Here is a 21,707-nt window from a genome sequence, read left to right on the forward strand (position 1 = left end):
CCGACCTCTCCCGCAAGCGGGAGAGGTGAACCACCCACGGCAACCGTTTCAACCCAAGACCATGGCTTAGCAGCGCCCGCGCTGGAGGCAGTGCTCGCGGCCCTGCTGGTCGGTGCGGAAGGACTCGATGAAGCCGCCCTGACGCTGGGTGACGAAGACGGTCTTGCCGTCGCTGCCGCCGAAGGCGAGGTTGGTCGGCTCCTTGGCCTTGAGTGCGATCTCGCGCTCGACCGCGCCATTGGGCTTCATCAGCGCGACGGTGCCCTTGAGGATGCGCGCGACATAGAGACGGCCGGAAACGTCGGTGCGCAAGCCATCGACGGTGTCGGGCTGGAATGTCTTGACCAGCTTTGCCGCCGTCAGCTCGGTGCCGTTGATGGCATAGGACCAGATCTGACCGTTGCTGGATTCGCCGACATAGAGCGTCTTGCCGTCAGGGCTGAGATCGATGCCGTTGGTAGTGCCCATCGCGCGCGGTGACGCCATCACCTGTCCCTGCACCGTGCCGTCGGCGGCCTTCGCAATCCGCCAGATGTGGCCTTCCCTGCCCTTCCAGTTCGGATCGCTCGCATAGATCGTGCCGTCGTGGGCGATGGTGATGTCGTTGGGCTGGTTCATCTCGTCGGAATGAAACCAGATGGCCGGCGCGGTCGTCCCCTTCGGGATCGCAAAGATGTTGTGCTTCTTGTAGTCGGCGATGAACATGGTGCCGCTGCGATCGAAGCGGATGGCGTTGCCGACACTGCCCTCGGGCAGTGCCGTGAACGGCTGCGACGCCGCACCGCCCGCAGGCAGCCTGCCGATGGTGCCGGGCTTGCCGAGATTGACCACGAACAGATTGCCGTCGAGGTCCGCTGCAGGGCCCTCGATGCCGAAGGTGTATTCGCCGGCGGGCGTCACCTGCGCGCTTTCGAACAGCTTCGTCTCCGCTTGCGCGGAAGCCGTCGCAACGACGACGAAGACGCTACTGCACAGGCACCAGAAATTCCTGCCGGATGTGATAGCCATCGCCGTCGGTGCACTCGCCGTTCAGGTAGGGATCGGCCGGCCGGAAGAATCGGCTGAAGCCGGGTTTGTCTACAGCGCTGCTTTGTGTCACTACAACGACCTTCCCGGCCGGTATTTCGCCGCATTCCTTGCCGGTTTTGCCAAAGAACTTGCGCTGCGGTGGGCCGGGCTTGATCCGCATCCGTGTGCCCGGAACCATTTTCGCAACAAGCAGGTCCATGGTGTCGAGCAGGCGCCCATAACCGGGTTCGGTCTTCGGCAGGCTCTCGCCTCCCGGCGACATCAGCTTCTCCGCGCCGATGCCGCGCAGGCGCGTGCGCAGCCTGCCGGAAGAGGGGTCGCCCGGATAGATCCAGCCGTCCTGCGCGAGCATGAAGCGGAGCACTGCGCCATCCTTCTCTGCCTCCGATTGACCCGGCTTCAGACCGAAATCCGAATGACAGCCGACGCAGTGCCGCTCGACGAGGCCTTTGCGCAGCGTGGTCAGCCGGACGTTGTTCTGCGCGTCCCGGGCGACGAAGGCCGCAAGCTGGTCGATCATCGCCTCGCTGCGGGTGTCGCACGGCAGCGGTGGCGGCGGATCGCCCGCGGCACGGTCGATGCGGATCACGCTCCGGTTCTTGTCCTCGACCAGCCAGACCGCGCCATCCTCCGCGACCGTCATGCCGACCGGCGCGCCTTGCGGCCGCGCGCCGTTGACGCGGTGCCAGCCCGCGATCAGCTCGTCGAACGGCGCGGCGGCCACCTCGCCGGCCTCGGTCTGAAAGCTGCGCGTCGGCTCGGCCGCGCAACTGACGTGATAGCGCACCGGGGCCGGGCTTGGCTTGGGGAAACCGTGGTCGTCGACGTCGTAGACGAGCAGGCGGCTGCCGGTCGGGCGATAGCCGTGCAAGCCGACCAGCAGCTTGCCCTCCAGCTCCGGAAACTTGGCGCCGTGATAATACAGCATCGCGAGCGGCGCACCGTGCGGCGGCAGCAGCGTGAACGGCGGCTTGTAGACCGCGCCTGCCGTGCAAAACGATTTGTAGGCCCCGGATTGCAGCACGCTTCTGAATTCGGGACTCGGCGTCGAAAGGTCGTAGCAATAGGGCCAGCCATAGTGCCCGCCCTGCAGAATCGCGTTGATCTCCTCGTTCGGCTTGAAGATATCGGGCAGGTCGCGGCTGTTCTCGCCCTGCAGGAAGGCGTAGCCGGCATCAGGAAAATTCGGATGCAACGCCAGCGCCATCGAGTTGCGCAGGCCGCGCGCATAGACGGTGTGCGGCGGATCGGGATCGCCGGGCTTCAGCGCCGGGAAGACGCCGCCCGCGGGCGGCGCGAACAGCCAGATCGAGGCCATGGCGGCAGTGCCCTCGGCCGCCGCGCAAGGCTTTGTGATCGGAGCCGGCGTGATGCAGTCGTCGCTGTGCGAGCCGACATTGACGAACAGCCGCCCGTTCCTGTCGAAGACGAACTGCTTGAGCGGATGCGCACTTTCCTCGAGCCTGGTGCCGTCGGGCAATTTGATCCGGCGGCCGGGCATGTGACGGATGATGGTTTCGACCGTGCCGCGCGGATTGTCGGCGAGCGGATCGAACCGGAAGATCGTCTCGGCGGTCGAGGCGTAGAGCTTCTTGTCCGGACCGATCGCGAGGCCGAAGGGATATTCGATTCCCGCGAGAAGCTCCTTGAGCCGCCCGCCCTGCGGCGCGCGCGGATCGAGCAGCAGCAACCGTCCGTCGCTGTGGCCCCAGCCGCCCATGTCTGCCACCACGAACAGGTCGCGGTCCGGAACCTGGACGATCGACCGCGGAAACTTGAGGCGGTCTTCTTCGCTGGCGACGAGCCCGGCGCAAAATCCGGCCTTCATGTCGATCTGGATCCTGGGGAAAGCGAGATCACCGTTGCCGCAGGTGTCCGCGCCGATCGCATAGCCGCTCCGGCGGAGCGGCTCTGATGAAGCCACCGAGCCGAGCCCAAGCAAGGCCGCCAAGACTCCCGCCAAGACGCCCACCAAGACCGCCGCACATGCGCGCAGCCTTCGGCGTTCGCGCCTAGATGTGAAATAGCTCACGGCGGCCTCCCCAGACTTCCCGCGAAAAGCTGTTCCATGCCGTGGAAATGCCGTCCAGTTCAACATCACCCGCCTGTGATTAAACCTGTAACGGCCTTGGGACCGACCAATATCCGTAAATTCCCTTACCGGGTTCGACCCGAATGTTTCGCGAAGGCTTCGGGTGGTATTGCTTTGCCATCCAAGTTGCTCCGCCAGGAGGCGCATATGGTCCAGGTCTATTTTCACTGCTCCAATACCGAGGGCACGCTGATCGACCGCTACGGCGCCGCCGTCTCCAATCTCACCGAGGCGCGCGACCGCGCTTCCCAGATCATGCGGTCGATGATCCTGACGCCGAGCAACGAAGACTGGCGCGACTGGGTGATCCATGTCAGCGACGACGACGGCGAGGAGATTTTCGACCTCCCCTTCACCGCCATGCTCGGCAAGCCGCATTGAGGTGATGCCATGTTGATCGCCTCCCTGAGCCTGCTCCGCCAGCCCCTGAGCTTCGTTGCCGCCAAATGGCAGACGCTGGTCAGGGTCGCCGGTGACCCCTACCGCCCCGAGCTTCACTATATGCGCGGGCCTGGCCCGAAATGGCGCGCCAAGTATCAGGCCAGCCGGCTGAACCGCGGGCTCTGAGCGGCCCTCCTTGCCGATCAACAGTCTCTCCACTCGTCATGCCCGGGCTCGTCCCGGGCATCCACGTTTTGGGCCACTCCGAAGAACGTGGATGGCCGGGACGAGCCCGGCCATGACGGCGTAGTGAGAAGCGTGCCCCTGCCCTACCTCCCCGTAAACCTCGCCTTGCGCTTCTCGACGAAGGCATTGCGACCTTCGACGGCGTCGGCGCTCTTGCGGATCACCGCCTGGAGCTCGATCTCGCGGCGGAATTGCGCCTCGTAGGTCGCGTGCTCGCTCTCCTCGACGAGCAGGCGGGTCGCGACCAAAGCGCGCGTCGGGCCCTCGGCGAGCCGGTGCGCCAAAGCAAGCGCCTCGTCCATCAGCTTCGCGTCGTCGACGACCTGCCGCACCAGGCCGATCTCCTGGGCACGCTCTGCCGTCAGCGGCTCGTTCAGCAACATCAGCTCGAGCGCGCGCTGCCGGCCGATCAGCCGCGGCAGCAGCCAGGTCGAGCCGAGATCCGGCACCAGCGCGATGCGGCTGAACACCTGGATGAAGCTCGCCGACCGCGCCGCGACGATGATGTCGCCGGCCATGGCGAGGCTGAAGCCGCCGCCGGCGGCTACTCCGTTCACGGCGACGATGACGGGCACGCGGCACTCGCGTAGCGCCTTGAAGGCCGGCCAGTAGAAACGCATGACGCCGGCCGCGATGTCTTCGCCGAGCGCCTCCGACGCCTTCAGATTCTGTCCCGAGCAGAAGCCACGTCCCGCACCGGTCAGGATCAGGGCTCGAATACCCTCGTCCTGCGACATCTCGCCGATGGCGGCGGCGAGCGCGCCGAGCAGATCCGGCGTCATCGCATTCAGGCTCGCCGGCTCGTCGAGCGTCAGGATTCCGACGGCGCCATCCCGCGCCCGTTTCACACCAGCCATGTCGCGCCTCCCTTTGGATGTTCTCGTTGGTCGCAATGTGCCATTGTCCGCCGGCTTCGCCAATCGCGAAGCAAGTCAACGCAACGAAGCCAGCACAGAACGACATCATGCCTCATCAGTTCAGCCTCAACCAAACCGTCCGCAAACCGGTAGTCACGTCCAAGGGCGGCATCGTCGCCTCCCAATCGCGGCGAGCGGCCGAAGTCGGGGCGCAGGTGCTGGCGGCGGGCGGCGACTGCGTTGACGCGGTCGTGGCAACGACCATGGCGTTGAACGTGCTGGAGCCCTGGAACAGCGGTATCGGCGGCGGCGGTGCGATGGTGCTCTACCGCGCCAAGGAAAATCGCTATGAGGTGATCGACTACGGCATGTGCGCGCCGCAGAGCCTGCGCGTCACCGACTATCCGCTCAGCGGCGTAGGCGCTGCGTCCGATCTCTTCCCCTGGCCGCGGGTGAAGGACGATCGCAACATCCACGGCCCCGGCTCGATCGCCGTGCCCGGCGTCGTCGCCGGGATGGAAGAGGCCCATCGCCGCTACGCCAGGATGCCGTGGAAGGATCTGGTCGCGCCGGCAGCCAGGCTCGCCGGCGAAGGCCTGCTGGTCGATTGGTGGACCACGGTGACGATCTCGGGCTCGGCCGCCGATCTCAGGCGCTATCCCGCCAGCGCGGCGGCGTTCCTGAAGGACGGCCTGCCACCAAGCGCGCCATGGGGCATCAAGGCCGAGACGCGGCTGCCGCAGGACACGCTGAAAGCGACGCTGTCGCATCTCGCCGAGGCTGGGCCGCGCGACTTCTATCGGGGCGATCTCGCCAGGAGCATCGCCTCCGACATCAAGGCCGACGGCGGTTCGCTATCGGTCGAGGACCTCGCCGCCTTCCGCGCGCATTTGCGCGAACCGCTGGCGATCCCGTATCGCGGCGGCAAGGTGTATGCGACGCCCGAGCTCACGGCCGGGCCCACCATGGCGCACGCGCTGCGCCTGTTGCAGCAGAGCCTGACGCCCGCAGGCGCGCCGGACGCGGCCGCCTATGTCGAATATGCACTCGCGCTGCAGGCGGCCTTCCGCGAGCGGCTCAAGGACATGGGCGATGCCGATGGCAAACGCTCGCTCGGTGCCGAATATCTGGCGCCGGCCTGCACCACGCATTTCTCCGTGGTCGACCGCCACGGCAACATCGCCGCGGTGACGCAGACGCTGCTCTCTTCCTTTGGCTCGCGGTATGTGACGCCGCACACCGGCATCGCCATGAACAACGGCATCATGTGGTTCGACCCGACGCCGGGCACCACCAACTCGCTCGCGCCCGGCAAACGCTGCCTCTGCAACTACACGCCCGTCATCGCCGAGACCAAGGACGGCAATCGCCTCGCCGTCGGCGCCTCCGGCGGCCGCCGCATCCTGCCGTCGGTGCTGCAGCTCGTGTCGTTCGCGATGGATTACGGCATGGATCTCGACGCCGCGATCCATCAGCCGCGCATCGACGCCAGCGAAGGCGCGGTGGTGATCGGCGATGCTCGTTTGCCCGCGGACGTGCGCAAGACGTTGGCCGCGCGCTTCGACTATGAAGAGACCCGCGTGCAGACGCTACCGCAGAAATTCGCCTGCCCGAGCGTGGTGATGCGCGAGGGCGACACGAATTTCGGCGCGGTCGAGATCTTTCAGCCCTGGGCCGACGCGGTTGCGGAAGCCTGAGCGCTGGGGATCGCTGCGCGATTCTGCCAGCGCGCGTTGAGTTCTCGCGCGATTACGCATCCAGGCGAGCATCACGACTCCTCCACATTCGTAGGGAACTTGGCTGCGTACGGTTCGTTCGCTCAACGGACAAAGGCGCTCACCCCAGTGGAGGACATGATGAAGAAACTTGCGCTCGCCGCGTCGCTGATCATCGCGGCCGGCTTTACATTGACAGGCCCTGCACTGGCCAAGGGCGGCCATGGAGGCGGTCATGGCCATGGCCATGGCCACAAGATGGGCCATCATCACCATGGCAAGTCGTTCGGATGGTACCATGGTCGCAAGGTCGGCTGGCGCGGTTATGGCTGCCCGCCCGGCCTGTGGAAGCAAGGCCGCTGCTGAGGCCCGATCTGCCAATCATGCAAGGCGTCGCTCCTCACAGGGCGGCGCCTTTTTTCAGATGCCGAGCCGGTCCCGCACCCGGCCCGCGATGACGGCGGTCGTCACGCCCACCGGCCAGAACGCATGCAGCGGGATCGGCTTGATCCCCGTGATGGGCATGTCGATCTCGGCCGTGGCGCCGCCGATCAGCCGACGCGCGAGCTGAGCGCCCATCGCGGTCGCAAGCGCAACGCCGCGGCCATTGCAGCCGAGCGAGATCAGGATGCCCTCCGCGGGCTCGTGCACATGCGGATAATGATCCGCGGTAATCGCCAGCCGGCTGTTCCAGCCGTGGGTCCAGGCGACGCCCTTGAGCTGCGGCCAAAGCCGCTCCGCGTATCGCATGAGATAAGCGACATCATTGGGCGACTTGATCCAGCGCATCGGCCCGCGGCCGCCCATCAGCAGGCGGTTCTGCTGGTCGATACGGTAATAGACCGTGATGTGGCCGCTCTCGTAGAGCACCGGACGCGTCGGCATGATGGAGCGTGCGACCTCGTCGGACAGCGGCGCGGTGGCGGCGATCGACGAGAACACCGGCACGATGGTGCGGCGGAGCGCCGGCCAGAGATCGTCGGTGAAACCGTTGGTGGCGAGCAGCACCTTGTCGGCATGAACCACTGCCCGCGGCGTCTCGATGCGCCAGCGCGAGCCGTCCCGGCGCAGCGACAGCGCCGGCGTCTCGCCATGCACCTTTGCGCCGGCCGAGATCGCGGCGCGCGCAAGGCCGCGGGCATAGCTGAGTGGATGCAGATCGCCGCCGCGCGTGTCCAGCATGGCGCCGACGTAGCGGTCGGTGCCGGTCATCGCGCGGAGCTGCTCGCGATTCAGATATTTGACCGGCATGCCACGGCGGATGCATTGCTGTGCCGTCTTCTCGATCGCGGCAGTACTGGCCTCATGATAGGCCGCGCGCAGCGTGCCGTTCTGCCGTGCCTCACACGGGATCTGGTAGCGGCGGATCAGATCATGCGTGAAGTTGGTGGTGCCGTAAGCGAACTCGATCATGCGGCGGCCGAGCTCAGGGCCGAAATCGGCCTCGATCTGATCGGGGTCGTGCTTCAATCCGGGATTGGTGTGACCGCCGTTGTTGCCGGATGCGCCCCAGCCCGGCTCCTGCGCCTCCAGCACCAGCGCCTCGACGCCCTGCTCGGCCAGATGCAACGCGGTGGATAGGCCGGTGTAGCCGCCGCCGATGATTGCGACCGAGACGCTCTTGTCGACGTCGAGCGGCGGCGTGACCACCGGCGCGACGGCGGTGTCGGCATAAAGCGAGGGCGGCAAAGGCAGGCGCGTCATGGCGAAGACCGGTCAGAGCGGATGCAGCACGCGGCGCAGGAAATCCTGCGTCCGCGGATGCTGGGGTTGATTGAGGACCGTCTTGGCTGCCCCTTGCTCGACGATGACGCCGCCGTCGATGAACAGCACACGGTCGGCGACGTCGCGGGCAAAGCCCATCTCGTGGGTGACGACGACCATGGTCATGCCGTCGTCGGCGAGCTTGCGCATCACGCCGAGCACGTCGCCGACCAGTTCGGGATCGAGCGCCGAGGTCGGCTCGTCGAACAGGATGGCCTTGGGCTGCATCGCCAGCGCCCGCGCGATCGCGACGCGCTGCTGCTGGCCGCCGGAGAGCTGCGGCGGATGCGCATCGGCCTTCTCGGCGAGGCCGACCTGCGCGAGCAGCGCGCGGCCGCGCTCCAGCGCCTGCGCCCGCGGCTCCTTCTTCACGAAGAGCGGCCCTTCGATCACGTTCTCCAGCGCCGTGCGATGCGGGAACAGGTTGAAGCGCTGGAACACCATCGAGACCTGGGTGCGGATGTTCACGATCGACGGCGCGTCGCGGTCGACCTTCAGGCCCTCGACGCTGATGTCGCCGCGGTCGTAGCTTTCCAGCCCGTTGATGCAGCGCAGGATGGTGGACTTGCCGGAGCCGGAGGGACCGACGATGCAGACCACCTCGCCCTTCGCGACCGAGGTCGTGATGCCCTTGAGCACCTCGACCTTGCCGAAGCTCTTGTGGACGTCGTGCAGCTCGATCATCGCTTGCCGGCCCGCTTCTCGAAGTGTCGGACCAGCAGGATCAGCGGAATGCTCATGGTGAGATACATCAGCGCCACCAGCGTGAACACGCTGGTGTTCTTGAAGGTCGAGGACGCGATCAGCTTGCCCTGCAGCGCAAGCTCGGCGACCGTGATGGTGGACGCTTGCGAAGAGTCCTTCAGCATCATGATCATGACGTTGCCGTAGGGCGGCAGCACGATACGCACGGCCTGCGGCAGCACCACGCGGCGCATGGTGAGCCACCAGCCCATGCCGATGGATTGCGCCGCCTCGATCTGGCCCTTGTCGATCGCCTCGATGCCGGCGCGGAAATTTTCCGCCTGGTAGGCCGAATAGGCAATGCCGAGCCCGAGGATCGCGGCCTGCAGGGCCGACAGCGTGACGCCGAGATCAGGCATCACGAAGTAGAGGTAGAACAGCAGCACGATGATCGGGATGCCCCGGATCACGTTGATCAGACTGGCGCTGAGCATCGACAGCGCCTTGATGCCTGAGACCCGCATCATCGCCCAGAGCAGGCCGAGCACCGTCGAGAGCAGCAGCGAGCCGATCGTGACGACGATCGTCAGCGCGACGCCGTTCATCAGGATCGGGAAGAACTCGGCGGCGTCGTGCCAGAAGCCTTTCATCGCGCAGCCTTCATCGATCCGTCGCGGGCGATCAGCCCTGTGCCTTCAGGCCCCATTTATCCAGGATCTTCGCAATGGTGCCGTTGGCCTTCAGCTTGGCCAGCGAGGCGTTGATCTTGCCGAGCAGCGCGGCTTCGCCTTTACGTACGCCGATGCCGACCGAGCCGACCGTGACAGGCTTGTAGCCGTCGACCAGGCGCACCTCGGGGAAGCCGCCCTGCTTCAGATTGTAGGCAAGGATCGGATAGTCGGCGTAGCCGGCCTTGAGGCGCCCAGTGTTCACGTCGCGCAGGATGTCCGGAATGGTGTCGTAGGCTTTCACCTCGGCGAACAGGCCCGTCTTCTTCAGTGCGTCGACGAAGGCGGTGCCGACCTGGGCGCCGACCGTTTCGCCCTTGAGGTCCTCCTGCGTGGCATAGGCCTTGGTGTCGGTCTTCGGCACCACGAGGCCCTCGCCGTAGCTGTAGATCGGGTCGGAGAAGTCGACGACCTCCTTGCGCGGCGGCGTGATGAACATCGCGGCCGCAATGATGTCGATCTTGCTCGAGGTCAGCGACGGGATCAGGGCCGAGAACTGCATCGGCTCGATCTGCACGTTGAAGCCGGCATCCTTGCCGACCTCGGTGATGAGATCGACCATGATGCCCTGGATGGTGTTGGTCTTGGTGTCGAGGAAAGTGAAGGGAATGCCCGTCGGGGTCGAGCCGACCTTCAGCACCTGCTGCGCCGAGGCCGGCAACGCGGTTGCAATTGCGAGTGCCGCGACCGCGGCCAGACCAAAACGCTTCATCGCATCCCCCTTTGGGCCCGGCCGGCGGCGGCGCTCGCGCATGTCGTGATCAGACGTTGCCTTGATCAGACGTTGCGGGCCACGCCGTTTCGGCCTATTTTCACCAATATGAAAATTTGGTCACACTTTCGCGGATGATGCAAGCGGTTTTCATGCACATGAAGGAAGCGGTTTGACGTGAGCGGTGGCAAAAGAATGCGCAGACCGGCCGCCGCAAAGCCGGCGAAGCGGGTGAAATCCAAAGCCGTGACCAAACCGGCCGAGCCCGCGATGGACGTCGCGGTCGGCCGCCGCATCCGGGATCTCAGGCGCGTCAGGCAGTTCTCGCTGGAGACGGTCGCATCGCGCACCGAGCTTTCGATCGGCTTTCTCAGCCAGATCGAGCGCGGGCTGTCGTCGCCATCGCTGCGCGTGCTGGCGACGCTCGCCGACGTGCTCGGCGTCGGCATCGCCGCATTGTTCGGCGCCAGCCCGAACGCCGACGGCGGATCCGACCAGGTGGTGACGCGCGGGCTGCAGCGGCCGGAGCTGAAGCTGTGGCGCACCGGCGTGTCCAAGCAGCTGCTCAGCCCGGCGAGCAGCGACAACAAGCTCAACCTGTTCCTGGTGCACCTGGAGCCCGGCGGCTCCACCGGCGACGAGCTCTACACCCATGACGGCGAGGAAGCCGGCCTCGTGCTCGAAGGCGAGATGCTGCTGACGGTGGACAGCGAGACCTGGTCGCTGAAGACCGGCGACAGCTTTCGCTTTGCCAGCCGAAGGCCGCATCGGTTTTCCAATCCGGCGAATGATGCAAAGGCCGTGGTGCTGTGGGTGAATTGCGTGACGGGGGTGTAAGCTTCGCTGCTACCGCGCACACTCTCTCGACCCGTCATCCTGAGGCGCGAGTGGCGCGATGCAATCGCATCGCGCAGCGAGCCTCGAAGGATGCACGGCCGCGATGCAGCCGGGCCGTCGCCCTTCGAGGGCCGCTGAAGAAGCGGCCACCTCAGGGTGACGGTGATAGATAAAGGGCGAGCCGTCTCAACACCCGTCATTGCGAGCGAAGCGAAGCAATCCAGAGTCTTGACGTGGAGACAGTCTGGATTGCTTCGTCGCTTCGCTCCTCGCAATGACGCGGGGAGAGAGTCTTACCCGAAGCGGTGATTGTACCTGTCCACCGTCAGCGCACTGACGTCGATGTCCGGCTTCTTGCCCGACAGCATGTCGGCGAGCACGCGGCCCGAGCCGCAGGACATGGTCCAGCCCAGCGTGCCATGGCCGGTGTTGAGATGGAGATTGGCGTACCCGGTCGGGCCGATCACGGGCGGGCCGTCCGGCGTCATCGGGCGCAGGCCGCTCCAGAACGTCGCCTTGGACAGATCGCCGCCGCGCGGGAACAGGTCGGTCAGCGAGTGATCGAGCGTGGCGCGGCGCGCATCATAGAGCTTGTCCGAATAGCCGGAGATTTCCGCGGTGCCGCCGACGCGGATGCGATTGCCGAGCCGCGTGATCGCCACCTTGTAGCTTTCGTCCATCACGGTCGATTCCGGCGCGCCGGAGGCGTCCTTGATCGGCACCGTGATCGAATAGCCCTTCACCGGATAGACCGGCAGCGAAATGCCGAGTGGGGCAGCGAGCCGCGACGACCAGCTGCCGAGCGCGAGCACGTAGGCGTCGGCCTGCAGCAGGCCGGCGCTGGTCGAAACGCCGCTGACGCGCGCGCCATCGGTGACGATGCGGTCGATCGAGGTGTTGAACATGAAGCGCACGCCGAGCGCCTGGGCGTGCTTGGCCAGCGCCTGCGTGAACATGTGGCAATCGCCGGTCTCGTCCTGCGGCAGGCGAAGCCCGCCGACGAACTTCTCCTTCACGCCGCCGAGCGCCGGCTCGACCGCGATGCAGCCCTCGCGGCTCAGCACCTCGAAGGGCACGCCATATTGCTTGAGCACGGCGATGTCCTCGGCGGTGCCGTCGAGCTGGGCCTGGTAGCGGAACAGCTGCAGCGTGCCTTGCGAGCGCTCGTCATATTGAATGCCGATGTCGCGGCGCAGGTCGCGCAGGGAATCGCGACTGTATTCCGCGATCGGAATCATCCGGCTCTTGTTGACCGCGTAGCGCGCGCTGGTGCAGTTGCGCAGCATCTTGAGCAGCCAGACCCACATCACGGGATCGAGCTTCGGCCGGATCACCAGCGGGCCGTGCTTCATCAGCAGCCACTTGACCGCCTTCACCGGCACGCCGGGGCCGGCCCAGGGCGAGGAATAGCCGGGCGAGACCTCGCCGGCATTGGCAAAGGAGGTCTCCAGCGCCGGCTCGGGTTGACGGTCGACGACCGTCACCTCGTGGCCGGCACGTGCGAGGTAGTAGGCAGAGGTGACACCGATGACACCGCTGCCGAGGATCAGAACTTTCACGCTTGGTCAAACTCCCGCGGCATCACGCTCGCCGCTGCAAGGACACAACTCGCAACGGCGAGAGCAATTATCAGGCCACCTTCTTGATGGCGTCGCCGAGGATCGAGACCATCTGGTCGATATGGCTCTTCTCGACGATGAGCGGAGGCGACATCGCGAAGCTGTCGCCGCTCATGCGCAGGTAAAGGCCGGTGTTGAAGCAGTCGACCATTACGTCGTAGCCGCGCGCGCCGACGACACCGTCGCGCGGCGCCAGCTCGACCGCACCCATCAGGCCGCAATTGCGGATGTCGACGACGTTCGGCAGGCCCTTGAGCGAATGCAGCGCATCGCGCCAATATTCGGCGATCGACGCACCGCGCGTCAGCAGCCCCTCGTCCTTGTAGATGTCGAGCGTCGCGATGCCCGCGGCGCAGGCGGTCGGATGCGCCGAATAGGTGTAGCCGTGGAACAGCTCCATCTGGTTCTCGGGGCCGACCATCAGTCCGTCGTGCACCTTGCGGCTCGCAAACACCGCGCCGCAGGGAATCGTGCCGTTGGTGATGCCCTTGGCCGTCGTCATCAGGTCCGGCGTGACGCCGAAGAAATTGGCGGCGAACGGCGTGCCGAGGCGGCCGAAGCCGGTGATGACCTCGTCGAAGATCAGGAGGATGCCGTGCTTGTCGCAGATCTCGCGCAGGCGCTGCAGATAGCCCTTCGGCGGCGGCAGCACCGCGGTCGAGCCCGGCACCGGCTCGACGATGACGGCGGCGATGGTCTCGGCGCCATGCAGGGCGACCAGACGCTCGAGATCGTCGGCGAGCTCGGCGCCATGCTCCGGCTGATCCTTGGCGAAGGCGTTGCGGCCGAGGTCATGGGTATGGCGGATGTGGTCGACGCCCGGCAGCAGGGTGGTAAAGGCGCGGCGGTTGGCGACCATGCCGCCGACCGAGGTGCCGCCGAAGCCGACGCCGTGATAGCCGCGCTCGCGGCCGATCAGGCGGGTGCGGCTGGCCTGTCCGGTGGCGCGGTGATAGGCGAGCGCGATCTTCAGCGCGGTGTCGACTGACTCGGAGCCGGAATTGGTGAAGAAGACGCGGTCGAGGCCCTTCGGCGCGATCTCGGCGAGCCGCTCGGCGAAGTCGAACGCCAGCGGATGGCCCATCTGGAACGACGGCGCGAAGTCCAGCGTCATCAGCTGGCGTTCGACCGCGGCAGCGATCTGCTTGCGGCCGTGGCCGGCATTGACGCACCAGAGGCCGGCGGAGCCGTCGATCACCTTGCGGCCGTCGACGGTGGTGTAGTGCATGCCCTCGGCCGAGGAGAACAGGCGCGGCGCCTTCTTGAACTGCCGGTTGGCCGTGAACGGCATCCAGAACGAGTCGGTCTTGATAGTGTTCGGAATCTGATGAAGGGTCACGGCCGCGCTCCTGTGCTGACGTGCTAGCAGAGGCACGCTTTGAAATGCGCAACAAGTCCTTTTCTGTTGCGCCACAACCCATTGATTTGTCTGGGGCTGCCGGTCCATATTTGCGCGATCCGCAACACCTGCAACACGGGATCCGGGCCATGAGCGTCGACATCGGTGGACGGCTGCGATTCATCCGGGCGCGCCACAAGCTGTCGCAGCGCGAGCTGGCCAAGCGCGCCGGGGTCACCAACTCGACGATCTCGCTGATCGAATCCAATCAGATGAACCCCTCGGTCGGCGCCCTCAAGCGCATCCTCGACGGCATCCCGATGGGGCTCGCCGAGTTCTTCGCACTGGAGCCGGAGTCCAGGCGCAAGATCTTCTACCGCGCCGAAGAGCTCACCGAGGTCGGCAAGAAGCCGATCTCCTACCGTCAGATCGGCGACAATCTGTTCGGCCGCACTCTGCAGATCCTCAAGGAACGTTACGAGCCCGGCAGCGACACCGGCCGCGTCCACCTCGTCCATGAGGGCGAGGAAGGCGGCATCGTGATCTCGGGCAAGCTCGAAGTCACCGTCGAGGACGAGCGCCGCATTCTCAACCCGGGCGATGCCTATTATTTCGAGAGCCGCCGGCCGCACCGGTTCCGCTGCGTCGGCGGCAAGCCGTGCGAGGTGATCTCGGCCTGCACGCCGCCGACGTTCTGAAGCGCAAACAGCCGCATCCGGGAGGATACGGGGCCCCGCCTTTTCTGAAGCAGATTGAGCCAGCTCAATTTCCGCGGGCTCAACCGCTCTATATTCGGAAACGTAGCCGAGCAGCCTGGCGCAAAGGTGCTGAGGTTATGGCCCCGGACTCCTGGGCTCTCCGGGGCCGCTTCGTAGACGGAGCTCGCGCATGAAGACCACCCTCGCCAATGCTGAAGCCGCACTCCACGACGTGCTGAGCGACACCGACCAGCTCCACTCGCGTGAGCTGCGCGCGGCTCTCGAGAAATACGTCGCGGCGCTACGAGAGCAGATCAAGACCCTCCGCAGGATGATGAACTGACACCCGGCGGAGCGAGGAGACCTCGCCTCGCCTGCCGCCTCAGCGCGGCGTCAGCAGTTCCTCGATCCGGATCGGAAACTTGCGGACACGGACGCCGGTCGCATGCCAGACCGCGTTGGCGACCGCGCCGGCGCTGCCGGTGATGCCGATCTCGCCGACGCCCTTGATGCCGAGCGCGTTGACGTGCGGATCGTGCTCCTCGACCGTGATCACGTCGAGGGGCGGCACGTCGGCATTCACGGGAACGTGGTACTCGCCGAGATTGGCATTCATGATGCGGCCGGTACGGCGATCGGTAATCGCCTCCTCGTGCAGCGCGAACGACAGGCCCCAGATCATGCCGCCGAACAGCTGGCTCTGCACCATGCGCGGATTGACGATCCGCCCGGCGGCAAACGCCCCGACCATGCGGCTGACACGGACCTGGCCGAGCTCGGGATCGACCTTCACCTCCGCGAACACCGCGCCATGGGCATGCATGGCATATTCCTCCATCGCGGCAGGATTCGGCGCTCCGGTGCCGCGGGCCTCGACCTCAGCGACGCCGACGCGCGCCAGGATTTCGGCGTAGCTCTCGCCGCGGCTCTCGTCGTCGCGCCGGACCAGCCTTCCTTCGCGCGCGATCACGCCGGCATTGCCGGCGCCGAACAGCGGCGAGCGCTCGTCACCGGTGGCGAGATCGGCGAGCTTGGCGATCACGGCCGCGCCGGCGCTGTGGATCGCAGCACCGGCCGTGGCCGTATGCGCGGAACCGCCGGCGATGCCGGCATCGGGCAAGTCGGATGTCCCCGCCTTGAACTCGACCCGCGCGATATCGAGGCCGACGGCATCAGCCGCGATCTGGGCCAGCGCGGTCCAGGCGCCCTGCCCCATGTCGTGCGCACCGATCTCCATCACGCCCGAGCCGTCGCGCCGGATCGCCGCGCGGGCTTCCGCCTGGAACATCAGCGCCGGGAAGGTCGCCGTGCCCATGCCCCAGCCGACCAGAAGGCCGGCATCGTCGCGCATCTGCCGCGGCTGCAGCGAACGCTTGGCCCAGCCGAAGCGCGCTGCGCCCTGCTCATAACAGGCCAGTAGCGCCTTTGAAGAAAACGGCTTGCCGCTGATCGGCTCGACCTCGGCGTAGTTCTTCAGGCGGAAAGCCAGCGGATCCATGCCGCAGGCCCAGGCCATCTCGTCGATCGCGCTCTCCAGCGCAATCGAGCCTGTCGCCTCGCCGGGTGCCCGCATGAACAGCGGCGTTCCCGTGTGGACACGTACGGCGTCATGCGAGGTGCGGATCGCGGGTGCCGCATAGAGCGTATGCGAGGCATCGGCCGCGGGCTCGTAGAAATCGTCGAACGTGCTCGACACGGTCCGCGCATGGTGATCGAGCGCGGTCAGACGTCCCTCGCCGTCGGCGCCGAGGCGCAGGCGCTGACGCGTCGGCGCACGGTGGCCGACCGGGCCGTACATCTGCTCACGACGCAGCACCAGCTTGACCGGCCTGCCGACCAGCTTCGCCGCCATGATGCCGAGCACCGACGGCCCCCCCATCAGCCCCTTCGAGCCGAAGCCGCCGCCGAGGAAGGGACTGCGGATGTGGATCTTGTCGTGCGCGATGCCGAACAGTTCGGCGATGCGCGCGAGCGACAGCTTCAAGCCCTGGGTCGGCATATCGATCGACAAACTGTCGCCATCCCAGCTCGCGACGATCCCATGCGGCTCCATCGCGTTGTGATATTGCGGCGGCGTCTCGTATGTCGCGTCGATCCGCGTCTCGGCCGAGGCAAGGCCGGCCTCGACATCGCCGCGGTGAAGTTCGGTGGGATTGCCGACGCCGACGACCGGCGGCACGAAACTCTCGCCGGCGTCGAGCCCCACCAGCGGAGGCAGGGTTTCGTAGCGCGGCGCCAGCAGCGCCGCGCCTTCCGTCGCCGCCTCCAGCGTCTCCGCGATCACGACCGCGATGGGCTGGTTGGCGTAGCGGACTTCGTTGCTGTGCAACGCCTCCATCCGGAACACGAACGGATTGGTCTTGATCTCCGGATCGATCGCAAGCTGCGGCTTGTGTTCCGGCGTCATGACATCGACCACGCCGGGATGGCGCTTGGCGGCGGCGACATCAAGCGAGATCACACGGCCATGCGAAATGCCGGCGACGGCCGTCACCGCATAGAGCATGCCGGGCGGATGATTGTCGGCGGCATAGGTCGCCTGCCCCGTGACCTTGAGGACGCCGTCACGGCGGGTCAGCGGTTGGCCGATGTTCGAACCGTGCCTGATATGGGCGGGTGCGCTGGTGAGATTGAGCTCAGGCATGGATGGCTCCGGACGTCGAGGCAAAGGGAGACGCCGGCAGCGCCGGCAGGCGCGCGGGCGTACCGGCGGCGGCGAGGGTCAGCGCGCGCACGACGATGCGGCGCGCGAGCTCGATCTTGAAGGCGTTGTCGCCGGACGGTTTTGCGTCGGTCAGCGCACGCCGGGCGGCCTCCTGGAAGACATCTGCCGCGGGCGCGACGCCCCTCAGCACGTCCTCCGCGGCGCGGGCCCGCCATGGCTTTGCGGCAACGCCGCCGAGCGCGAGCCGGGCTTCGGCGATCTTGCCGTTCTCGATCCGCAACGCGGCGGCGGCCGAGACGACTGCGAAGGCGTAGGAGGTGCGCTCGCGGACCTTGAGGTAGCGCGCGTGCGCCGCAAACGCGTGCGCCGCCGGCGGCAGGCGCACCGCGACGATGAGGTCGCCGGGCTCAAGCGCGGATTCGCGCGTGGGCGTGTCGCCGGGCAGACGATGCAGCTCGTCGAGCGCGATCTCGCGACGGCCGCCCCTGCCCTCGATCTCGACCATGGCATCGAGCGCGACCAGCGGCACGCAGAAGTCGGATGGATGCGTGGCGATGCAATTCTCGCTCCAGCCGAGCACGGCGTGGGTGCGGTTCTCGCCCTCGAGGGCATCGCATCCGCTGCCGGCCTCGCGCTTGTTGCAGCGGCTGGCGGTGTCGTAGAAATACGCGCAGCGCGTTCGTTGCAACAGATTGCCGCCGACGGTCGCGGCATTGCGCAATTGCGCCGAGGCGCCGGAGAGCAGCGCCTCGGCGACGGCCGGATAGGACTTTGCAAAGGCCGGGTCATGCGCGAGATCGGCATTGCTCACCAGCGCTCCGATGCGCAACGAACCGTCGGCGAGAGTCTCGATGGCATCGAGCCCGTCGAGATGGGTGACGTCGACCAGGCGATCCGGACGGCTGACGCCGCCTTTCATCAGATCGAGCAGATTGGTGCCGGCGGCGAGATAGGCGGCGCCGGACTGGGCTGCGGCGGCGACGGCCTCGGCGACCGTGGCGGGCCTGATGTACTCGAACGGTTTCATGCCGAGCGCCTCTGGTTGGATTGGTCCATCTGTCCTTGCGCATCGAGCACGGCATCGACGATGCCGGCATAGGCGCCGCAGCGGCAGAGATTGCCGCTCATGCATTCGCGGATGCGCTCGGGATCGTTGCCGGCCTGCGCTTCCTGCATCATGCCGATCGCGCTCATGATCTGGCCGGGCGTGCAGAAGCCGCACTGGAATCCGTCATGGGCGATGAAGGCGGCCTGCACCGGATGCAGCTGGTCGCCGCGCGCAACGCCCTCGATGGTGAGGATGTCGGCGCCGTCATGGCTGATGGCGAGCGCGAGACAGGAATTGATCCGCTTGCCGTCGACCAGGATGGTGCAGGCGCCGCACTGGCCGCGATCGCATCCCTTCTTGGTTCCGGTGAGATGGAGGCGCTCACGCAGGAGATCGAGCAGCGTGACGCGCGGATCGTCGAGGACGAAGTCGCGCCGCGCACCGTTCACGGTGAGGCTGATGGAGTGGTTCATACAAGGCTCCGATCAGATTTGGACATGAGTCATCGCGCAGCGCGCCACCGCCGTGGCTGCCGTCGATATGCGTCGGCCAGGCGGAAGCCGGCCAACAGCCAAGCGAAGATACGGAGGCACCCTCCGTTTAACAAGGCCCGCCCGGAAATATTTGGAATTCGTCAAAAGCCCGTGCGCCACCAACGCGATGAGCCCTGCGGAGGTCCGGCGAGGGTTCAATCTAACCAATTCGTGATCTACATTGCGCGCTATGGACGACCACACCGACCAGATTCGGAAGCCCCGCGCCGATGCCGTGCGCAACCGCGAGCGCGTGCTCGAAGCGGCCAAGGCCGTGTTCAGCGCCGGAGGTCCCGAGGCCAGCCTGGAAGCCGTCGCCAAACGCGCCGGCGTCGGCATCGGCACGCTCTATCGGCATTTTCCGACGCGCGAGGCATTGTTCGAGGCGGTGTACCGGCGCGAGGTCGAGCAGCTCAGCGAGCTGGCCGAGCAGTTGAAGAACGCCAAGGACCCGGTCGATGCGCTCAGGCGCTGGTTGCGGTCCAACGTCGAATTCGTCGCCACCAAGAAAGGCATGTCGGCCGCGCTGGCGCTGACCTTCCAGAGCTCGTCGGAGCTCGCGGCGTTCTCGATGGACCGGCTGACCAAGGCGATCGGCTCGCTGCTCGACCGCGCCGTCGCGGCCGGCGAGATGCGCGGCGACATCAGCCCGGAGGATTTGCTCAGGGCCTTGATCGGGATGTGCTACATGCACGACCAGCCCGGCTGGCAATCCTCGGTGCTGCGCATGCTCGACGTGTTCGTCGATGGCTTACGCGTGCAGCCCAGTGCCAAGACCAAGGCGCGCGCGGCCAAGCCAGCGAAGCCGGCCGCAAAGCGGAAACGATAGTCGAACGAAAAATGCGAGATCCGGCTGTTCGCTGCTGACGGCGAAAAGTCGCCCTAAGTCGCGAAACCAGGGCCAGCCTTCGCCGAACTCATCCGCGAGCGGATCAGGAGCAGCACGACGATGCCGATGTTGAGCGCGTTCCAGGCCACGCCGTTGGCGAACGCCGCGCCGTAGGAGCCGGTGGCATCGAAGATCACGCCCGACACCCAGCCGCCGAAGGACATGCCGAACACCGAGGCGAAGATCACGATGCCGACGCGCGTCGCCGCCTCGCTCGCCGGCATCGCCTCGCGCACGATGATGGCGTAGCTCGGCACGATGCCGCCCTGGAACAGGCCGAACATCGCGGAGATGAGATAGAGCGAGGCGAGGCTGTCGAAGAACAGATAGAACACCAGCGCAAATCCCTGCGCCAACGATCCCACCAGCAGCGTGTGGATGCCGCCGATCTTGTCGGCGAGATAGCCGGAGCCGATCCGGCTGACGATGCCGCAGCCCATCATCAAGGACAGCATCTCGGCGCCGCGCGCCACGCCATAGCCGAGATCGCCGCAATAGGCGACGATGTGCACCTGCGGCATCGCCATGGCGACGCAGCAGGAGATGCTGGCGATCGAGAGCAGCACGGTCAGCGTGTTGGTCGACAGCTTGAGATCGACGCGGGGCGGCGGCGCATTGGCATGGTCGCGGACATGCTCGTCGCCCATCTGCGCGCGCAGGACGAGGACCAGAAGCGCCATCGTGCTGGCGCAGACGATGCCGATGCCGATATGGGTGTAGCGCCAGCCGATCGTCTCGGTGCCCCAGCTCACGATCGGCGGCCACATCGTTCCCGCGACATAATTGCCGCTGGCGACGATGGTCACGGCAAGGCCGCGATAGCGCTCGAACCAATGCGAGGCTTCCGCCATCAGCGGCGCGAAGGTCGCCGAGGTGCCGAGGCCGATCAGGAAATAGGCGGCGACGAACTGCCAGAGCTGGGTCGACAGGCCCGCGAGCACGTTGGCGATGCCGAGAAAGGCGATGCTGATCGCCATCGCGAGCACGATGCCGAACCGGTCGGTGATCTTGCCGGCGATCACCCCGCCGAGCCCGAAACCGAACATCATCAGCGTGAAGGCCAGCGACACGGCGCCGCGCGTGGCCCCGAATTCGGCCTGCACCACGGGAATCACGACCACGACGGCCCACATGCCGACGGCGCCGATCGAGCCGATGACGAGCGCAAGCACGAGGCGCACCCAGGCCTGACGCGAATCAGGCGTGAAGGCGGCCGGTCTCTGTCCTGGATGATTTGGCGCAAGCACGGCGGGACCATGTTCGCTGGGCGCTTTATGGTCAAGCATCGTGGCGCGATATTGGGCATGCGCTGTGCACTGCGGTAACAAGGTGCTTGGCGGCTGCCCCTTTTGCGATTAGCTTGCAATCGGCGCAGGCACCATCGCCGCGCGGGAACCTGACGACGCAATGTTGCTGCGATTGAGACGATCGGTACGGATCAAGGTGGGGCGCCTCCTGGCCCTCGCCTATCTGTTCTGCGTGCTCGCGCCGGCAGCGGGCCTCGCCTGGAGCAACGGCCCGGCGCCCTGCCTCGAGGAGGCCGTGCTGGCGGACGCCGTGCCGGCGCATCATCAGATGCCTGCCGGCCACGGACATGATGCCACTTCGCATCAGCACGCCGGACCGCACTCGCATCACCAGACCGCCGAACGGGATACGCCGGCGCCGCATCATCATGGCGGCAAGGGAACGGTCGGCTCCTGCTGCGCGATGATGTGCGTGAGCGCGCTGCCGGCCGATCTGCCCAGCGTCGCCATGCCGCCTCTGCCCGTCACCGCCTGTGCGCCGGAGATCGTGGCCAGCCTGCACAGCGCGGCGCCGCCCCTGCACTACCGCCCTCCCATCGCCTGATCTGACGCGACGATTTCGGG

22 protein-coding genes are annotated in these 21,707 nt (G+C 66.4%); 9 read left to right on the top strand and 13 right to left on the bottom strand.

Annotated features, from left to right (window positions below; all coding sequences use genetic code 11):
• Positions 1-66: 66 nt before the first annotated feature.
• Both D6B98_RS27275 and D6B98_RS27280 read right to left on the bottom strand, forming a co-directional pair.
• Entirely contained in the window at positions 67-1,008 is a 942-nt protein-coding gene (locus D6B98_RS27275) for an SMP-30/gluconolactonase/LRE family protein (protein ID WP_126260110.1), read from the bottom strand.
• The gene (locus D6B98_RS27280) at positions 965-3,001 is read right to left on the bottom strand and encodes a PQQ-dependent sugar dehydrogenase (RefSeq protein WP_502699934.1); all 2,037 of its coding nucleotides are present in this window, start codon (positions 2,999-3,001) and stop codon (positions 965-967) included. Before D6B98_RS27280 ends, D6B98_RS27275 begins: the two co-directional genes overlap by 44 nt.
• Positions 3,002-3,268: 267 nt before the next feature.
• Between D6B98_RS27280 and D6B98_RS27285 the strand changes: the two genes are divergently transcribed.
• Both D6B98_RS27285 and D6B98_RS40140 read left to right on the top strand, forming a co-directional pair.
• Complete coding sequence (locus D6B98_RS27285) at positions 3,269-3,502, top strand: DUF6894 family protein (RefSeq protein ID WP_094973683.1); 234 nt, start codon at positions 3,269-3,271, stop codon at positions 3,500-3,502.
• 9 nt (positions 3,503-3,511) lie between these two features.
• The gene (locus D6B98_RS40140; protein ID WP_164718883.1) at positions 3,512-3,688 is read left to right on the top strand and encodes a hypothetical protein; all 177 of its coding nucleotides are present in this window, start codon (positions 3,512-3,514) and stop codon (positions 3,686-3,688) included.
• A 143-nt stretch (positions 3,689-3,831) separates the two neighbouring features.
• Here the strand turns inward: D6B98_RS40140 and D6B98_RS27295 are convergent, their stop codons facing one another.
• Positions 3,832-4,605: an enoyl-CoA hydratase-related protein gene (locus D6B98_RS27295; RefSeq protein ID WP_126260113.1), complete on the bottom strand. Its 774-nt coding sequence runs from the start codon at positions 4,603-4,605 to the stop codon at positions 3,832-3,834.
• Between the two features lie 107 nt (positions 4,606-4,712).
• On the opposite strand from D6B98_RS27295, the gene D6B98_RS27300 reads away from it, so the two are divergent.
• Both D6B98_RS27300 and D6B98_RS40145 read left to right on the top strand, forming a co-directional pair.
• Complete coding sequence (locus D6B98_RS27300) at positions 4,713-6,302, top strand: gamma-glutamyltransferase family protein (RefSeq protein ID WP_164718884.1); 1,590 nt, start codon at positions 4,713-4,715, stop codon at positions 6,300-6,302.
• 159 nt (positions 6,303-6,461) lie between these two features.
• Positions 6,462-6,686 carry a hypothetical protein gene (locus tag D6B98_RS40145; protein ID WP_245481478.1) on the top strand — a complete coding sequence of 75 codons (225 nt, stop codon included), beginning with the start codon at positions 6,462-6,464 and terminating at the stop codon, positions 6,684-6,686.
• A 54-nt stretch (positions 6,687-6,740) separates the two neighbouring features.
• On the opposite strand, the gene D6B98_RS27310 is transcribed toward D6B98_RS40145, so the two are convergent.
• Genes D6B98_RS27310 through D6B98_RS27325 form a run of 4 tightly spaced genes read right to left on the bottom strand, consistent with a single transcriptional unit; the run spans position 6,741 to position 10,208 of the window.
• Positions 6,741-8,024 (bottom strand): NAD(P)/FAD-dependent oxidoreductase, encoded by a 1,284-nt coding sequence (locus D6B98_RS27310; RefSeq protein ID WP_126260116.1) that lies wholly within the window; start codon positions 8,022-8,024, stop codon positions 6,741-6,743.
• A gap of 12 nt (positions 8,025-8,036) precedes the next feature.
• On the bottom strand, positions 8,037-8,768 hold the full coding sequence (locus tag D6B98_RS27315; RefSeq protein WP_126260117.1) for an amino acid ABC transporter ATP-binding protein: 732 nt from the start codon (positions 8,766-8,768) through the stop codon (positions 8,037-8,039).
• Positions 8,765-9,418: an amino acid ABC transporter permease gene (locus D6B98_RS27320; RefSeq protein ID WP_126260118.1), complete on the bottom strand. Its 654-nt coding sequence runs from the start codon at positions 9,416-9,418 to the stop codon at positions 8,765-8,767. Before D6B98_RS27320 ends, D6B98_RS27315 begins: the two co-directional genes overlap by 4 nt.
• Before the next feature lie 31 nt (positions 9,419-9,449).
• Entirely contained in the window at positions 9,450-10,208 is a 759-nt protein-coding gene (locus D6B98_RS27325) for an ABC transporter substrate-binding protein (protein WP_126260119.1), read from the bottom strand.
• 195 nt (positions 10,209-10,403) lie between these two features.
• Here D6B98_RS27325 and D6B98_RS27330 point away from each other — a divergent pair, with 195 nt between their 5' ends.
• The gene (locus D6B98_RS27330; protein ID WP_164718886.1) at positions 10,404-11,045 is read left to right on the top strand and encodes a helix-turn-helix domain-containing protein; all 642 of its coding nucleotides are present in this window, start codon (positions 10,404-10,406) and stop codon (positions 11,043-11,045) included.
• Positions 11,046-11,338: 293 nt separating this feature from the next.
• On the opposite strand, the gene D6B98_RS27335 is transcribed toward D6B98_RS27330, so the two are convergent.
• On the bottom strand, positions 11,339-12,604 hold the full coding sequence (locus D6B98_RS27335; protein ID WP_126260121.1) for a D-amino acid dehydrogenase: 1,266 nt from the start codon (positions 12,602-12,604) through the stop codon (positions 11,339-11,341).
• A 70-nt stretch (positions 12,605-12,674) separates the two neighbouring features.
• Positions 12,675-14,003: an omega-aminotransferase AptA gene (gene aptA, locus D6B98_RS27340; RefSeq protein WP_164718887.1), complete on the bottom strand. Its 1,329-nt coding sequence runs from the start codon at positions 14,001-14,003 to the stop codon at positions 12,675-12,677.
• A gap of 149 nt (positions 14,004-14,152) precedes the next feature.
• Between aptA and D6B98_RS27345 the strand changes: the two genes are divergently transcribed.
• Complete coding sequence (locus tag D6B98_RS27345) at positions 14,153-14,701, top strand: cupin domain-containing protein (RefSeq protein WP_126260123.1); 549 nt, start codon at positions 14,153-14,155, stop codon at positions 14,699-14,701.
• A 190-nt stretch (positions 14,702-14,891) separates the two neighbouring features.
• Entirely contained in the window at positions 14,892-15,044 is a 153-nt protein-coding gene (locus D6B98_RS40150) for a hypothetical protein (protein WP_164718888.1), read from the top strand.
• Between the two features lie 39 nt (positions 15,045-15,083).
• On the opposite strand, the gene D6B98_RS27350 is transcribed toward D6B98_RS40150, so the two are convergent.
• Genes D6B98_RS27350 through D6B98_RS27360 form a run of 3 tightly spaced genes read right to left on the bottom strand, consistent with a single transcriptional unit; the run spans position 15,084 to position 18,887 of the window.
• Positions 15,084-17,345 (bottom strand): xanthine dehydrogenase family protein molybdopterin-binding subunit, encoded by a 2,262-nt coding sequence (locus D6B98_RS27350; protein ID WP_126260124.1) that lies wholly within the window; start codon positions 17,343-17,345, stop codon positions 15,084-15,086.
• Positions 17,338-18,393 (bottom strand): FAD binding domain-containing protein, encoded by a 1,056-nt coding sequence (locus tag D6B98_RS27355; RefSeq protein WP_126260125.1) that lies wholly within the window; start codon positions 18,391-18,393, stop codon positions 17,338-17,340. Before D6B98_RS27355 ends, D6B98_RS27350 begins: the two co-directional genes overlap by 8 nt.
• Positions 18,390-18,887 carry a (2Fe-2S)-binding protein gene (locus D6B98_RS27360; RefSeq protein ID WP_126260126.1) on the bottom strand — a complete coding sequence of 166 codons (498 nt, stop codon included), beginning with the start codon at positions 18,885-18,887 and terminating at the stop codon, positions 18,390-18,392. The genes D6B98_RS27355 and D6B98_RS27360 overlap by 4 nt, the downstream gene beginning before the upstream one ends.
• Before the next feature lie 250 nt (positions 18,888-19,137).
• Here D6B98_RS27360 and D6B98_RS27365 point away from each other — a divergent pair, with 250 nt between their 5' ends.
• Positions 19,138-19,776: a TetR/AcrR family transcriptional regulator gene (locus D6B98_RS27365; RefSeq protein WP_126260127.1), complete on the top strand. Its 639-nt coding sequence runs from the start codon at positions 19,138-19,140 to the stop codon at positions 19,774-19,776.
• 53 nt (positions 19,777-19,829) lie between these two features.
• On the opposite strand, the gene D6B98_RS27370 is transcribed toward D6B98_RS27365, so the two are convergent.
• Positions 19,830-21,122, bottom strand: a complete 1,293-nt coding sequence (locus D6B98_RS27370) for an MFS transporter (protein WP_126260128.1) — start codon at positions 21,120-21,122, stop codon at positions 19,830-19,832.
• 157 nt (positions 21,123-21,279) lie between these two features.
• Here D6B98_RS27370 and D6B98_RS27375 point away from each other — a divergent pair, with 157 nt between their 5' ends.
• Entirely contained in the window at positions 21,280-21,687 is a 408-nt protein-coding gene (locus D6B98_RS27375; protein ID WP_235885155.1) for a hypothetical protein, read from the top strand.
• Positions 21,688-21,707: the final 20 nt, after the last annotated feature.

The organism is Bradyrhizobium sp. LVM 105, from assembly GCF_003957705.1.
Classification (GTDB): domain Bacteria; phylum Pseudomonadota; class Alphaproteobacteria; order Rhizobiales; family Xanthobacteraceae; genus Bradyrhizobium; species Bradyrhizobium frederickii.